The 14243-nt window shown below is 66.9% G+C and carries 14 protein-coding genes and 1 tRNA gene; 5 read left to right on the top strand and 10 right to left on the bottom strand.

The window, feature by feature from the left end:
• Window positions 1-133 precede the first annotated feature (133 nt).
• Window positions 134-1444, top strand: a complete 1311-nt coding sequence (locus HWX14_RS06500; RefSeq protein WP_175882002.1) for an MFS transporter — start codon at window positions 134-136, stop codon at window positions 1442-1444.
• A gap of 104 nt (window positions 1445-1548) precedes the next feature.
• A complete protein-coding gene (locus HWX14_RS06505) occupies window positions 1549-1728 on the top strand; it encodes a hypothetical protein (protein ID WP_175882003.1) in 180 nt (59 codons plus the stop codon).
• A gap of 19 nt (window positions 1729-1747) precedes the next feature.
• Here HWX14_RS06505 and waaC read toward each other — a convergent pair whose 3' ends face one another.
• Window positions 1748-2746 (bottom strand): lipopolysaccharide heptosyltransferase I, encoded by a 999-nt coding sequence (gene waaC / locus HWX14_RS06510; RefSeq protein WP_175882004.1) that lies wholly within the window; start codon window positions 2744-2746, stop codon window positions 1748-1750.
• A 192-nt stretch (window positions 2747-2938) separates the two neighbouring features.
• On the opposite strand from waaC, the gene HWX14_RS06515 reads away from it, so the two are divergent.
• Entirely contained in the window at window positions 2939-4492 is a 1554-nt protein-coding gene (locus HWX14_RS06515; protein ID WP_175882005.1) for a chloride channel protein, read from the top strand.
• A gap of 116 nt (window positions 4493-4608) precedes the next feature.
• Here HWX14_RS06515 and HWX14_RS06520 read toward each other — a convergent pair whose 3' ends face one another.
• The 5 genes from HWX14_RS06520 to HWX14_RS06540 form a co-directional block, all read right to left on the bottom strand.
• Window positions 4609-5010, bottom strand: a complete 402-nt coding sequence (locus HWX14_RS06520; RefSeq protein ID WP_175882006.1) for a YXWGXW repeat-containing protein — start codon at window positions 5008-5010, stop codon at window positions 4609-4611.
• 163 nt (window positions 5011-5173) lie between these two features.
• Entirely contained in the window at window positions 5174-5428 is a 255-nt protein-coding gene (gene minE, locus HWX14_RS06525; protein WP_006476634.1) for a cell division topological specificity factor MinE, read from the bottom strand.
• 12 nt (window positions 5429-5440) lie between these two features.
• Window positions 5441-6256, bottom strand: coding sequence for a septum site-determining protein MinD (gene minD, locus HWX14_RS06530; RefSeq protein WP_027783808.1), 816 nt, complete (start codon window positions 6254-6256; stop codon window positions 5441-5443).
• Between the two features lie 59 nt (window positions 6257-6315).
• Window positions 6316-7101 carry a septum site-determining protein MinC gene (minC, locus tag HWX14_RS06535; protein ID WP_175882007.1) on the bottom strand — a complete coding sequence of 262 codons (786 nt, stop codon included), beginning with the start codon at window positions 7099-7101 and terminating at the stop codon, window positions 6316-6318.
• Between the two features lie 170 nt (window positions 7102-7271).
• Window positions 7272-7889, bottom strand: a complete 618-nt coding sequence (locus HWX14_RS06540; RefSeq protein WP_347879818.1) for a GNAT family N-acetyltransferase — start codon at window positions 7887-7889, stop codon at window positions 7272-7274.
• Between the two features lie 563 nt (window positions 7890-8452).
• Here HWX14_RS06540 and HWX14_RS06545 point away from each other — a divergent pair.
• The gene (locus tag HWX14_RS06545) at window positions 8453-9613 is read left to right on the top strand and encodes an alkane 1-monooxygenase (RefSeq protein WP_175882009.1); all 1161 of its coding nucleotides are present in this window, start codon (window positions 8453-8455) and stop codon (window positions 9611-9613) included.
• Window positions 9614-9945: 332 nt separating this feature from the next.
• On the opposite strand, the gene HWX14_RS06550 is transcribed toward HWX14_RS06545, so the two are convergent.
• Window positions 9946-10036 (bottom strand) — tRNA-Ser (locus HWX14_RS06550).
• A gap of 116 nt (window positions 10037-10152) precedes the next feature.
• Window positions 10153-11454, bottom strand: a complete 1302-nt coding sequence (serS, locus tag HWX14_RS06555) for a serine--tRNA ligase (protein WP_175882010.1) — start codon at window positions 11452-11454, stop codon at window positions 10153-10155.
• A 248-nt stretch (window positions 11455-11702) separates the two neighbouring features.
• Here serS and HWX14_RS06560 point away from each other — a divergent pair, with 248 nt between their 5' ends.
• Window positions 11703-11972 carry a DUF2164 domain-containing protein gene (locus HWX14_RS06560; RefSeq protein ID WP_175882011.1) on the top strand — a complete coding sequence of 90 codons (270 nt, stop codon included), beginning with the start codon at window positions 11703-11705 and terminating at the stop codon, window positions 11970-11972.
• A 43-nt stretch (window positions 11973-12015) separates the two neighbouring features.
• Here the strand turns inward: HWX14_RS06560 and HWX14_RS06565 are convergent, their stop codons facing one another.
• Window positions 12016-13326 carry a replication-associated recombination protein A gene (locus HWX14_RS06565; RefSeq protein WP_012328088.1) on the bottom strand — a complete coding sequence of 437 codons (1311 nt, stop codon included), beginning with the start codon at window positions 13324-13326 and terminating at the stop codon, window positions 12016-12018.
• Between the two features lie 213 nt (window positions 13327-13539).
• A complete protein-coding gene (lolA, locus tag HWX14_RS06570) occupies window positions 13540-14229 on the bottom strand; it encodes an outer membrane lipoprotein chaperone LolA (RefSeq protein ID WP_175882012.1) in 690 nt (229 codons plus the stop codon).
• Between the last annotated feature and the right edge of the window lie 14 nt (window positions 14230-14243).

Consider the following 14243-nt stretch of genomic DNA (forward strand, 5'->3'; position numbering starts at 1 on the left):
CCGCGCCACGGCGCGCGTCCACGCCGCCACCGCGTCAATCCGCATCACTCATTTGCCCGGCCGCTGCCGGCAGGCAGTCGCCTGCCCGAGCGCACACCCAGCCGGCTGCCCCAACGACAAAACGGAGACATCCATGTCCGCATCCCCCCCGGCCGTTGCACACGCAACCGGTTCGGCCGGCGCCGTCAGCCACCGGCGCATCGTGTTCGCGAGCTTCATCGGCACCGCGATCGAGTTCTACGATTTCTACGTGTACGCGACGGCCGCCGCGCTCGTCATCGGCCCGGTGTTCTTCCCGCACGGCTCCGCGACGGCGCAGGCGCTGTCCGCGTTCGTCACGTTCGGCATCGCGTTCATCGCGCGCCCGATCGGCTCGTTCCTGTTCGGGCACTTCGGCGACCGCATCGGCCGCAAGTCGACGCTCGTCGCGTCGCTGCTCGTGATGGGCGTGTCCACCACCGCGATCGGCTTCGTGCCCGGCTACGACACGATCGGCGCGCTCGCGCCGGTGCTGCTGTGCGTGCTGCGCTTCGGTCAGGGGATCGGCCTCGGCGGCGAATGGGGCGGCGCGGCGCTGCTCGCGACCGAGCACGCGCCGCAGGGCAAGCGGGGCTGGTTCGGGATGTTTCCGCAACTGGGGCCGTCGGTCGGCTTCCTGATGTCGAACGGCCTGTTCTTCGCGCTCGCGCTGTCGCTGTCCGACGCGCAGTTCCGCAGCTGGGGCTGGCGCATCCCTTTCCTCGTCAGCGCGGTGCTCGTCGCGCTCGGCCTGTACGTGCGGCTCAAGATCACCGAAACGCCCGCGTTCCAGGCGGCACTCGAGCGCAACGAGCGCGTGCGCGTACCGGTCGCGACGCTCGTCACCGAGCACTGGCGGCCGACGCTGCTCGGCGCGCTCGCGATGGTCGTCTGCTACACGCTGTTCTACATCTCGACGGTGTTCTCGCTGTCGTACGGCGTGTCGACGCTGCATATTCCGCGCCAGAGCTTCCTCGGCCTGCTGTGTTTCGCGGTCGTCTTCATGGGGCTCGCGACGCCGCTGTCCGCATGGGCGTCGGACCGCTTCGGGCGCAAGCCGGTGCTGGTCGTCGGCGCGATCGCGGCGCTGCTGTCGGGGTTCGCGATGGAGCCGCTGCTCGGCAGCGGCTCGATGCCGCTCGTCGCGCTGTTCCTGACGATCGAGCTGTTCCTGATGGGCGTGACGTTCGCGCCGATGGGTGCGCTGCTGCCGGAATTGTTCCCGACCAACGTCCGCTATACGGGCGCGGGCGTCGCGTACAACCTCGGCGGGATTCTCGGCGCGTCGATCGCGCCGTATATCGCGCAACTGCTGGCTGCGCGCGGCGGGCTGTCGTGGGTCGGCGGCTATGTGTCGATCGCGGCGGCGATCAGCCTGATCGGCGTGCTGCTGATGCGGGAAACGCGCGACGCATCGCTCGTCTGACCCTCCGGGGCGACCCGGGTTGCACGGCGGCGGGCGCTCTCTATACTCGATTCTGGGCGCGTCGTGACGCGCCCGGGGACCCCGCCCCGACAGGAGCCGCCGCCATGAACATCCGCCTCGCCAATGCCGACCTCGTCCTGATCCTCGCGCTCGCACTGGGTGGCGCGCTACTGCTCGCGCTGCGGTTCCGGCCGAAGACCTGGCGCGGCCTCGTGTTCGAGGCGCTGCTGGCGAATCTGGCGGCCGTCGCCGCCGTCGTCACGATCGAAGCGCTGCTCGCGTGATCTCGGCCGCGGCGCCGCGTCAGGCGGACAGCCGCGCGCGCAACGCGCCGTAGGCCGGGCAGACCGTATCGATCGCGTCCAGCGCCTCGTCGACGGTCGGCATCGCGCCCGGCTCGCCGATCGACAGCGCAGTCGGCGCGCCGCCGATGCCGCAATGGTGGCGCGACGTCGCGACGAAAATCATCACGGTCGGCCGCTGCAGTGCATGCGCCATGTGCACGAACCCGGTATCGACGCCCACCACGAGCGCGGCCCGGCCCAGCGCCGCGCCGAGCTCACGCACTGTCATCGCCGGTAACACGATCGCGCCCGGCGCCCGCGCGGCGATATCCCGTGCATCGTCATGCTCGGCCGCCGATCCCCACGGCAACAGCACGCGCACGCCCCGCGCCATCATCTGCGTGGCAAGGGCGGCCCAGTGCTCGGCCGGCCACTTCTTGTCGGGATTGGACGTCGCATGGAACAGCAGCATGAACGGCCCGCCGTCGGTCACGGCAGCCGGCAGGCTCGCGTCCTGCGGTGCGACGATGCCGTACGTGGCAGGCCCTTCCGGCACGTAGCCGAGCGCTTCGCCGGCACTCACGCGCATCCCGTGCCATGCGTCGCAGTCCGGCCGCGGGCCGAAACGGTGCGAATACGCGAAGCGCGCGCCCGTTTCGCCGAGATCCTGTGTCTGGTAGCCGAAGCGGCGCGCGGCCCGCGCCAGCGACGAAATGATCGCGCTCTTGTAGACGCCGTGCAGATCGATGACCGCGTCGTAGCGGTGCGCACGCAACGCACCGATCGATGCCGAGATCGCCTTCAGGTCGCCGGTATTGCGCAGTTTCTTGAAGCGGCGCAGCGGCGCGCACAGCACGGCGCTCACGCCCGGATGCCAGCGTACGACCTCCGCGCACGATTCGTCGACGGCCCAGTCGACCGTCACGCCGGGGAACGCGCGATGCAGGTCGGCGACGACGGGCAGCGTCTGGACGACGTCGCCGAGCGACGTCACTTTCACGATGAGGATGCGTTTCACGATGTGCGGGAATTCTCGACTGTTGATCTTGGCATGCTAACGACCGTTGCTATGTGCAGACATTACGCCAACATTACATTTGCAACAAATTGCATCTCTTTGTGGATTTTCGTTGCTCACCGAGAACGTTTGACGCCCCCGCTGGCATCCCGTTCTTTTTATAATCCACTCTTTGCCTCCCGGCCCGAGCCAATGCCGCGCCCCGCCCTTCCCGCGCTGTTTCCCGCCCTCACCCGCCGCTCGCTGCGAATCTGGCGCCAATATGGTGTTTTCTGGCTCGGCGCGATCGTCGTCGGCCTCGCGGCCGTACTCTATGCCCGGTTGATCGACTGGGGCTACGAGACTTTCCGCGCGATGCGCGATCACGCCGTCTGGCTGCCGCTGCTGCTGACGCCGGCGATCGCCGCGATGTCTGCATGGCTCACGCGACGCTTTTTTCGCGGCGCCGAGGGCAGCGGCATCCCGCAGGTGATCGCGACGCTGCATGCGAGCCCCAGTGCATTCGGTGCCCGGCTGCTGACGCTGCGCATCCTGTTCGGCAAGGTGCTGATCTCGTTCCTCGGCATTCTGGGCGGCTTCACGATCGGCCGCGAGGGGCCGACCGTGCAGGTCGGTGCGGCGCTGATGTTCAACCTGCGGCGCTTCTACCCGCGCTCGAACGCGCAGATCGAACGCCAGCTGGTGCTGGCCGGCGCGGCAGCCGGGCTGTCGGCCGCCTTCAATACGCCGCTCGCCGGCATCGTGTTCGCGATCGAGGAACTGACCCGCAGCTTCTCCGCGCGCGCCAGCGGCGTATTGATCACCGCGATCATCCTCGCCGGCGTCGTCGCGCTCGGCCTGAACGGCAACTACACGTATTTCGGCACGATCACCACCGGCCCCCATTTCCCGAAGCTGCTGGCGGTCGCGGTGCTGGTCACCGCGATCGTGACGGGCATCGCGGGCGGCCTGTTCTGCTGGCTGCTGCTCAATACGGGGCGCTGGCTGCCCGCGCGACTGCTGGGCCTGTATCGCGAGCGGCCGATCACGTTCGCCGCGCTGTGCGGCTTCACCATCGCCGTCGTGGGCCTCGTATCCGGCGGCACGACGTTCGGCAGCGGCTATGCCGAGGCGCGCGGGCTGCTCGACGGCAGCCAGCAGCTGTCGGTGTTCTATCCGTTCCTGAAGATGGTGTCGATGGTCGCGTCGTACCTGCCGGGCATCCCGGGCGGGATCTTCGCGCCGTCGCTGTCGATCGGCGCCGGCTTCGGCAACCTGCTGCATGCCGTGTTCAGCAACATGAGCCTGCCGATGCTGATCGCGCTCGCGATGGTCGGTTATCTGGCGGCCGTCACGCAGTCGCCGATCACGTCGTTCGTGATCGTGATGGAAATGATCAACGGCCATGCGCTGGTGATTTCGCTGATGGCGACCGCATTGGTATCGAGCCGGGTATCGCGCTTTTTCGCGCCGCCGCTCTACGAAACGCTCGCGCAGCGCTATCTCGCGCCGCCCGTCGCGGCCGCCGCAACCGCTGCGGATACTGCGGACACTGCGAGCAATGTGACCGACGTGACCGAACCCCAGGATGCAACCGCGGCCCCCGCCGATCCGCTCGACACGCTGCGCGACGAAGGCGGCGACGAGCCGGCCGCTGCGGCCGCGGCCGACAGCGCCGTGCATGCGCCGACACCGCACGATGCCGGGTCGGCCACGGCCGACGCAAACGGCCCGGCGCAACAGCACGGCCCGCGCGACACTCAGTAGATCACGACGGGCGCCGGCCGGTAGTAGACCGGCCGCGCCGGCACGACGATGCACCCGGCCAGCGTGATCGCGACGAGCGCGATGGCGATTGCGGTTCTTTTCATCGCGCGCCCCTCTCAAGCCCAGTGGCCACGGGTCCAGAACCAGTTCGGACCGCGCTGGTCCCAATGCCCCGGCACCCATTGCATGCCGACGCGCTCGGTTTCCCAGTGGCCGCCGATCCACACGTAGCGGCCATGGTCCCAGTGCCAGTGCCCGCGCTCCCACACGTAGCCCACGCGCGTGGCCGGCACGACTTCATAGCGCACGGGCGGCGGCGCATTCGGCGCGACGACGACGATTTCCTCGGTGCGCACGGCGACCGGCTCCGCGATGACCATGCGCCCCTGCGGCGCGATCACGGGCGTGCCGACGAGAATCTCGTCCGCATGCGCGGCGAACGGTGCGACGACGGCCGACAGGCCCGCGGCAAACAGTGCGAGCGAAACGATACGACGTTGAACGGTAGAGACAGCCATCACAACCTCCTGGTTGAACAAGTCACGTGAGCGTATTCGTTCAATGCGGGAGGAGCGACGACGGCCGACAGGCGCCGTGTTACGGCGTGCCCGAAAGTGCAACAGGGCGTAAGACGCGCACGGCGGCGAATGCCGCCGCCGTGCGGAGGGACACCGGCAAGCGTCAGGCTTGCGGGATCTCGATCTTCACTTCGAGGACTTCGAGATCGTCCTGGCGCTCGAGGCTCACGCGGATGTCATCGTCCGAAATATGGACGTACTTCGAGATGACGGCGACGAGCTCTTTCTGCAGCGCCGGCAGGTAATCGGCCGGCGGCCGGCCGCCGACCCGCTCGTGCGCGATGATGAGCTGCAGGCGCTCCTTCGCGACCGATGCGGACTTCTTCTTCTCGCCGAGGAGAAACGAAAGGATGGACATGGGCGGCCTCCGTTACTTGCTGCCGAAGAGGCGCTGCAGCAGGCCCGGCTTCTGGTAATCGGTGAAGCGCAGCGGCTTGTCCTCGCCGAGGAAGCGGGAGACGACGTCCTTGTACGCTTCGGCGACGTCGGTGCCGTCGATATGCACGGCCGGCAGACCCTGGTTCGACGCGTGCAGCACGGCTTCCGACTCGGGCACCACGCCGATCAGCTTGATGCGCAGGATCTCGCTGATGTCCTCGAGCGACAGCATCTCGCCTTCGCTCACGCGCTTCGGGCTGTAACGCGTGATCAGCAGGTGTTCCTTGATCGGCTCCTTGCCTTCGGTCCCGCGCTTCGTCTTCGACGACAGGATGCCGAGAATGCGGTCCGAGTCGCGCACCGACGACACTTCCGGGTTCGTGACGATCAGCGCTTCATCCGCGAAGTACATCGCGTGCAGCGCGCCGGCTTCGATACCGGCCGGCGAATCGCAGACGATGTATTCGAAGTCCATCGCGACGAGATCGTTCAGCACCTTCTCGACGCCGTCGCGCGTCAGCGCATCCTTGTCGCGCGTCTGCGACGCCGGCAGGATGAACAGGTTCTCGCACTTCTTGTCCTTGATCAGCGCCTGGTTCAGGTTCGCTTCGCCCTGGATCACGTTCACGAGGTCATACACGACGCGACGCTCGCAGCCCATGATGAGATCGAGGTTGCGCAGGCCGACGTCGAAGTCGATCACGGCCGTCTTGTGGCCGCGCAGCGCGAGGCCCGACGCGAAGCTCGCGCTCGTCGTCGTCTTGCCCACGCCGCCCTTGCCCGAGGTCACCACGATGATTTTTGCCATTTACCCAATACCCTGTGTTCGTCAATGAGAGCCGATCGATCCGGAGCGCACCGCGTGAATTACGTCAGGCGCAGCGGTTCGATCATCAGTTTTTCCTCTTCGAGCCGGATCTGCACCGATTTGCCCAGTACGTCGGCGGGCAGCGGGTTCTCGGTCGTTCGATAGATACCCGCGATCGAAATCAGTTCCGGTTCGAGACACGTGCAGAAAATGCGCGCGTCGTGATTGCCGTGCACGCCCGCGAGCGCGCGGCCGCGCAGCGGCGCGTAGATGTGGATATTGCCTTCCGCGATGATTTCCGCGCCGTGACTGACCGGCGCGAGCACCACGAGGTCTCCTTTCGCGTAAATCTGCTGCCCCGAACGCAACGGCCGGTCGATCACCAGCGTCTGGCCGCCGGCCTGCACGGGCGTCGGCGCGGCCTCCGACGACTGTTCGGGCGCCGCTGCGGCTGCCGCAGCGGCGGCGGTCTCGACGGCTGGCACGGCCGCCGGTTCCGCTTCGTCGGCAGGTTTCGCGGCCGGCGCGCGGCGATCGCGCGCCTCCAGCAACGGCAGGCCGGCTTCCCCCGCCCAGCCCTGCGTTGCCAGCGCGACGACGCCCACCGGACGCATCCGCACGTCGTTCAGCATCTGGCGGATGTCCGCGAGCGCGACGCGCTCGCCGTCAGCCAGGCGGCGGACGTCGATCGCGACGACATCGTCGGCGAAAAACTCGGGAGTCGCTTCGAAGCGCTTGACCAGTTCGGTACGCAACGCGTCGAGATCGGTCGTCTTCACGGTGAACAGCAACGTATCGACCGATCCGCTGCGCAGCTCGAAGAATGGCGATTTTTTAAGCGACATGGACACTCTGCAAAAATTTTTTGCGTATTTTACAGGCGTCCACGCGTGCGGCCATTATTTTTGGGACTCGGGGTCGCGGCGGCCCGGGCGGACGCGCAACCGGCAGGCGGGCAGGCCAGCGGGCGACCGGGCTTTCGTCGCGCCGCGCGGCGGGCTGTTTCGGGGCCGCGTCAGTGTTTCACCTGCGACACGAACAGCGATTTCATCGCGCCGGGCATCCGCGCGATCGGCGCATGTTCGCCGGTGTTGCCGAAACCGGCACGCTCGTAGAAGCGGATCGCGTTGCGGTTCGCATCGGCGATCCACGCGTAGACGTCGGTGGCGCCGCGCTCGGCGAGCCACGCGGTGGCCGTCTCCAGCAGCAGCACGCCGCCGCGCAGGTGACGCACCGCATGCGCGACCCACAATTCGCTGACGAACGCGCGCCGATCGGGCGTGTTGTCGAAATACGCGCCGATCATGCCGGCCGGGTGGCCTTCGGTGTACAGCAGGAAAGTCGTCGACTCGTCGGACACGGCGCGCTGCGCGGCGATCGCCGACGCTGCATCCGTTTCGACGGTCAGCAATTCGGCCTCCGGCGCTTCGCCGGGCGCGTAGGGCTCGCGCAGCGATGCGGCGCGGAGTTCGCGATACACGCCGCCCTGATCGGCAGTGATACGACGAACGGTCAAGGTCGAACTCATGCAGGCACAGCCCCCTTCGGACAGCAAGCTAGTAGCTTCAACCGAAAGCGGGGCATGAGTCAAATCGTAATTTTCAAATGGCGGCGCGGATCGAAAGGCGCGGATGTCCTCGGCGACGACACGCGCCGCCCGGTGTGCAGGTGCAGCATCGGGGCATCGACACAGGCTGCCGGACGGTGAGCGCGATCTCGCGATCCGGCGCTTCGCGTCCGTTCTCCTTGCGATGGGCGGCCGGCCGGTTTCGAGCCGCGTTGCAGTGCTTCGCCGTGATCGTAATGCTCCGTAATATAAGCAAGCGAAAAGCGCGCGGCGCCCCCCCCTTCGGCGGTCTCGTTATTGCGATGCAACATTTGTTGCAGCCCCGTCACACCGGCCTGTGCGCGCCGCACGTCGAGCCATTCATCTGACGAACGCGTCGCCCTCGCGGGCCGATCCGCCCGCCTCGGCATGTTTCAATCAGCGCGCACCGGCCCCTCCCCGACGTGCGATGCGCGCACCGCGTCGTTTGGAGCGTCGCGCCTAGCGCCGGGGTTTGGCAAGCGCGCGCACCGGTCGTATAACAGGCAGAACCGGGCAACGATCCGGCGCCGCCGCGCGCGTCGCGGACCACGAGGATTCAAACAATCTTGCATGCGGCCGCCCGCGGGCCGGCCGACTGGAGGGAGACAATGGCAATGACCGACGGATCGGCTTCGGGCTGGTCGGATGGCAAGCGTTACCTGTGGCTGCTCGGCGCGCTGACGATCACGCTGCCGATCCTCGCCGCGCAGCTCGCGCTGTCGACGGGACTTCACGTGTTCTGGTGGTTCGGCCCGCTGTTCGCGTTCGGCGTGATCCCGATCCTCGACACGCTGATCGGCGACGATCGCGACAATCCGCCCGAGGCCGTCGTGCCGCACCTCGAACGCGAGCGCTATTACCGGTACATCGTCTATCTCGCGACGTTCGTCGAATACGTCGCGTTCTTCATGTGCGTGTGGATCGTCGGCACGCACGCGCTCGCGTGGTACGACTACGTCGGCTTCGCGCTGTCGCTCGGTGCCGCGACGGGCATCTCGATCAATACCGCGCACGAGCTCGGGCACAAGACCGACCGCTTCGAACGCTGGCTCGCGAAGATCACGCTCGCGCCGGTCGCGTACGGCCACTTCTACGTCGAGCACAATCGCGGCCATCACGTGCGCGTCGCGACGGCCGAGGACCCGGCGAGCGCGCGCTACGGCGAATCGTTCTGGGCGTTCCTGCCGCGCACGGTGACCGGCAGCATCCGCTCCGCGTGGCGGCTCGAAAAGGCGCGCCTCGAACGGCTCGGGCATTCGCCGTGGACCTGGCGCAACGAAGTGCTGCACGCATGGGCGATGACCGCCGTCGTATGGGGCATCGCGATCGCGCTGGCCGGCAAGGTCGTGATCCCGTTCCTCGTGATCCAGGCCGTCTATGGCGCGTCGCTGCTCGAAGTCGTGAACTACGTCGAGCATTACGGGCTCGGCCGCCGCAAGCTGCCGAGCGGCCGCTACGAACGCTGCACGCCGCAGCATTCGTGGAACAGCAATCACGTCGTCACGAACCTGTTCCTGTACCAGTTGCAGCGGCACGCCGACCATCACGCGAATCCGACGCGCTCGTACCAGGCGCTGCGCCACTTCGACGATGCGCCGCAATTGCCGGCCGGCTACGCGACGATGATCCTGTTCGCGTACGTACCGCCGCTGTGGTATCGCGTGATGAACCCGCGGGTCGTCGCACACTATCGCGGCGACATGGCGCAATCGAACATCAAGCCGTCGATTCGCGACAGGGTGCTCGCGCAGTATCCGGCGGCGGCGTGATGGTTCGGTACGGCGTATGTAGAAGGCGGCGTGCGCCGCGGCGTGCTCGACGCGCGCTGTGAAGGTCCACGACCGCGATGACCGCAATCGGCAATGCAATAACCGTCAGGAGTTCCGACGATCGGTTCGTCACGCGGCGGTGGTATTCGTCATGCAGCGACGCGGCATCGAAGATGCGGCACGCTCGTGCGCGCAGTGGGTTGCCATCGTCCCGGCACGATCCGATGCGCCGGTAGCCGGCCTGTCGAAACTGCATCGACAATCGACACGTTGCGTCGGCGACCCAAAACGAAAAACCCCTTGATCCTTCCGGATCAAGGGGCTTCGTATTTTGGCGGAGAGGGTGGGATTCGAACCCACGGTACGGGGAAACCGTACGCCTGATTTCGAGTCAGGTACATTCGACCACTCTGCCACCTCTCCTTCCTTACTGCATCTCGCGGCTGGTCGTTTCCGCGAGAAAAAGATTATAAGACGATCGCTTCGCAGCTGACAAGCCCTTTCTGCAAATTTTTTGCGAGGGCTTCGAAAGACCCGCGTTACGACGCCTGTGCCGGCGCGTCGATCCGCTCCATGCCGCCCATGTACGGACGCAGCACTTCCGGCACCGTGACCGAGCCGTCCGCGTTCTGGTAGTTCTCCAGCACCGCGACGAGCGTACGGCCGACCGCCAGCCCCGAACCGTTCAGCGTATGCACGAGCTCCGGCTTGCCCTGCGCGTTGCGGAACCGCGCCTGCATCCGGCGCGCCTGGAACGCCTCGGTGTTCGAGCAGCTCGAGATCTCGCGATAGGTGTTCTGCGCGGGCAGCCACACCTCGAGGTCGAACGTCTTCGCGGCCGAGAAGCCCATGTCGCCCGTGCACAGCGTGATCACGCGGTACGGCAGGCCGAGCTTCTGCAGGATCGCTTCCGCGTGGCCGACCATCTCGTCGAGCGCCGCGTACGACGTTTCCGGCGCGACGACCTGCACCATCTCGACCTTGTCGAACTGGTGCTGACGGATCATCCCGCGCGTGTCGCGGCCGTACGAACCGGCTTCCGAGCGGAAGCACGGGGAATGCGCGGTGAGCTTGATCGGCAGCGCGGACCCGTCGACGATCGACTCGCGCACGGTGTTCGTCAGCGAAATCTCGGACGTGGAGATCAGGTATTGCGTGACCGTGTTTTCCGCGCCGCCCTTCTCGACGCGGAACATGTCGTCCGCGAACTTCGGCAACTGGCCCGTGCCGTACAGGATCTCGGGGTTCACGATGTACGGCGTGTACGTTTCGGTATAGCCGTGCTGCTGCGTGTGCGTGTCGATCATGAACTGCGCGAGGGCACGGTGCAGGCGCGCGATCGGGCCGCGCAGCATCGTGAAGCGCGCCCCGGCGAGCTTCGCGCCCGTCTCGAAATCGAGGCCGAGCGGCGTGCCGACGTCGACGTGATCCTTCACCGCGAAGTCGAACTGGCGCGGCGTGCCCCAGCGGCGCGCCTCGACGTTGTCGGCTTCGTCCTTGCCGACCGGCACGCTCTCGTGCGCGACGTTCGGCATGCCCAGCATCAGGTCGGACAGGCGCGCCTGGATCTCGCCGAGCTTGGCTTCCGACGCCTTCATGTCGTCGCCGATGCCGCCGACCTCGGCCATCACGGCCGACGTGTCCTCGCCCTTGCCCTTCATCGCGCCGATCTGCTTCGACAGGCTGTTGCGGCGCGCCTGGAGCTCTTCGGTGTGGGTCTGGATCGCGCGGCGTTCCGCTTCGAGTGCGGAGAACGCGGCGACGTCGAGGGTGTAGCCGCGATCGGCGAGGCGCTTGGCGACGCCGTCGAGGTCTTTGCGCAGCAACTGGATGTCGAGCATGGGAGGACTTGGAAAATCGTTGTGTAAGACGGGAATTCTAACGCACCGCGCGGCCGCCACGGCACCGGCCGGATGGACAATGCCGCAAATGGGCCGTCATGGCAGTATCGCGTTTGCCGGTCCGCCGCATCGGCGGCCGGCGAATGGCCGCGCGCCTGGCCATGACGGATCGCGACACGCCCGCGCCGGCCGGCGGCAACCGAATCAAGCGGAGCGCCGGCTCCGCGTCACAGCTTCCAAGGAATCCGATGACCATCGAACTCGACAAGGATGTACGCGACCGCGCGATCGCGTCGCTGCAACGCTATTTCACAGAAAACATGGACGAGCCGATCGGCAACATCCAGGCCGGCGCGCTGCTGCATTTCTTCATCCAGGAAATCGCGCCGACCATCTACAACCTCGCGATCGCCGACGCGCAGGAACGCCTGCATGCGCGAATCGCCGAACTCGACATCGAATGCCACGAAGAGCCGTTCGAATACTGGAAGCAACAGCTGTCGGGCCGCAAGCGCTGATGCATCCGGGGCTGCGCGGATCGAACCGGCCCGCCCGGCACCGTCAGTCCTTCTTGCCGGCCTCGCGATCGAGCTCGCGCAGCCAGGCGAGCTTCTCGGCGATCTTCGACTCGAGCCCGCGCGGCACCGGCTGATACCAGCGCGGCTCGCGCATCCCGTCCGGCAGGTACGTCTCGCCGGCCGCGTACGCGTTCGGCTCGTCGTGCGCGTAACGATACGCGTGACCGTAGCCGAGCTCCTTCATCAGCTTGGTCGGCGCGTTGCGCAGATGCACCGGCACCTCGCGCGACTTGTCCTGCTTCACGAACGCCATCGCCTGGTTGAACGCGTTGTAGCCGGCGTTGCTCTTCGCCGCGCACGCGAGATAGATCACGGCCTGCCCGAGCGCGAGTTCGCCTTCCGGCGAGCCGAGCCGTTCGTAGGTTTCGGCCGCGTCGTTCGCCACCTGCAACGCGCGCGGGTCGGCCAGGCCGATGTCTTCCCACGCCATCCGCACGATGCGCCGCGCGAGATACTTCGGATCCGCGCCGCCGTCGATCATCCGGCAGAACCAGTACAGCGCGCCGTCCGGGCTCGAGCCGCGCACCGACTTGTGCAGCGCCGAAATCTGGTCGTAGAAATTGTCGCCGCCCTTGTCGAAGCGCCGCGCGTTCAGCGTCATCGCGTTGCTGACGAAATCGGCATCGATCGTCGCGACGCCGGCCGACGTCGCCGCCGTCTGCGCCTGTTCGAGCAGGTTCAGGAAGCGGCGCGCGTCGCCGTCCGCGTAGCCGACCAGCGTATCGATCGCCTTGTCGTCGAACGCGAGGCCGTCGAGCGCGATTTCCTGCGCGCGCTTCAGCAACTGGCGCATCTCGTCGTCGTTCAGCGACTTCAGCACGTACACCTGCGCCCGCGACAGCAACGCCGAATTGACCTCGAAACTCGGGTTTTCGGTCGTCGCGCCGATGAAGGTCACGAGGCCCGACTCGACGAACGGCAGCAGCGCATCCTGCTGCCCCTTGTTGAAACGGTGGATCTCGTCGACGAACAGGATCGTGTGGCGACCGGTGCGGTTCAGCGTGTCCTTCGCCTGCTCCATCGACTCGCGGATGTCCTTCACGCCGCCGAGCACCGCGGACAGCGCGATGAACTCGCAGTCGAACGCGAGCGCGGTGAGCCGCGCGAGCGTCGTCTTGCCGACGCCGGGCGGCCCCCACAGGATCATCGAATGCGGCTTGCCCGATTCGAACGCGAGCCGCAGCGGCTTGCCTTCGCCCAGCAAATGCGTCTGGCCGATCACCTCGGCGAGCGTTTTCGGCCGCAGCGCCTCGGCGAGCGGGCGGCGCGGCTCGACTTGAAACAGGTCGGACATGAACCCTCGCTCCACATCAAACGGTCGCGGCCGAACCGGCCGCCGGACCTGACATTATGACAGCCGCACGACGGCGCCGCCGCGGCCGGGGCCTGGGATTGGTGCTCGCGCGCAGTGCACGCGTCTGTTGCACGCGCCTGTTACACGCGTCCCCAAACAACACGGGCCCGCCGTCGCCGGCAGGCCCGTGTCGGGAAAACGGCACGACGAAGGTCAGCCGTTGATCACGTCCGCGCCCTTCGGCACGACGAACTTGAACGTATCGCCCTTCAGCGACGGGTTCGTCTGGATGTTCGTGAAGGTCAGCAGCGTGACGTTGCCGAACACGTCGTGCAGCTCCATCGCGGCGAGCGTGCCGTTGCGGAAACCGATGCCGATCCGCTGGAACTGCGTGTCCTGCGCCTTCGGCAGCATCTCGAGCCAGTCGATGCCGCCCTTCTCGCCGGCATCGCGCAGCGTGTAGTTCTTGTCGAGATCGTTGCTGCCGAACAGGATCGCGGCAGGGCTCGCGCCCAGCGCGCCGTTCAGCTTGCGCTCGGTGACCTGGTTCAGGTCGCGGTCGTACACGTAGAGCTTGTCGCCGTCGGCCTGCAGCACCTGCTGGTACGGCTTCTGGTACGTCCAGATGAACTTGCCCGGCCGCGCGAACACGAACGTGCCGCTCGAATTGTCGGTGGGCTTCGGCGCGGCCTGCGCGGCGCTCGCGCCCTTGGCCGGCGCCTTGACGATCTGCTGCGTGAAATCGCCCTTCGCCGAACGCACCTGCGACACGAAGGCCTTCAGTTGCTCGGTGCCGCCCGCGAATGCGTGCGTCGCCGCGAGCATCAGCGATGCGCCGGCGAGCGCCGCGCCGAGCCAGCGCCGCGTCGAACGAAGGGACATTGCGAACGAATGTTGCTGCATATTGCGGTTTTCTC

Origin of the sequence: Burkholderia sp. BCC0044 (assembly GCF_902832955.1) — a bacterium.
Lineage (GTDB): Bacteria > Pseudomonadota > Gammaproteobacteria > Burkholderiales > Burkholderiaceae > Burkholderia.

Coding starts and splice junctions, on each gene's coding strand:
- HWX14_RS06500 (WP_175882002.1), top strand. CDS start 134: ATGTCCGCATCCCCCCCGGCCGTTGCACACGCAACCGGTTCGGCCGGC.
- HWX14_RS06505 (WP_175882003.1), top strand. CDS start 1,549: ATGAACATCCGCCTCGCCAATGCCGACCTCGTCCTGATCCTCGCGCTC.
- HWX14_RS06515 (WP_175882005.1), top strand. CDS start 2,939: ATGCCGCGCCCCGCCCTTCCCGCGCTGTTTCCCGCCCTCACCCGCCGC.
- HWX14_RS06520 (WP_175882006.1), bottom strand. CDS start 5,010: ATGGCTGTCTCTACCGTTCAACGTCGTATCGTTTCGCTCGCACTGTTT.
- minE (WP_006476634.1), bottom strand. CDS start 5,428: ATGTCCATCCTTTCGTTTCTCCTCGGCGAGAAGAAGAAGTCCGCATCG.
- minD (WP_027783808.1), bottom strand. CDS start 6,256: ATGGCAAAAATCATCGTGGTGACCTCGGGCAAGGGCGGCGTGGGCAAG.
- minC (WP_175882007.1), bottom strand. CDS start 7,101: ATGTCGCTTAAAAAATCGCCATTCTTCGAGCTGCGCAGCGGATCGGTC.
- HWX14_RS06545 (WP_175882009.1), top strand. CDS start 8,453: ATGGCAATGACCGACGGATCGGCTTCGGGCTGGTCGGATGGCAAGCGT.
- serS (WP_175882010.1), bottom strand. CDS start 11,454: ATGCTCGACATCCAGTTGCTGCGCAAAGACCTCGACGGCGTCGCCAAG.
- HWX14_RS06560 (WP_175882011.1), top strand. CDS start 11,703: ATGACCATCGAACTCGACAAGGATGTACGCGACCGCGCGATCGCGTCG.
- HWX14_RS06565 (WP_012328088.1), bottom strand. CDS start 13,326: ATGTCCGACCTGTTTCAAGTCGAGCCGCGCCGCCCGCTCGCCGAGGCG.
- lolA (WP_175882012.1), bottom strand. CDS start 14,229: ATGCAGCAACATTCGTTCGCAATGTCCCTTCGTTCGACGCGGCGCTGG.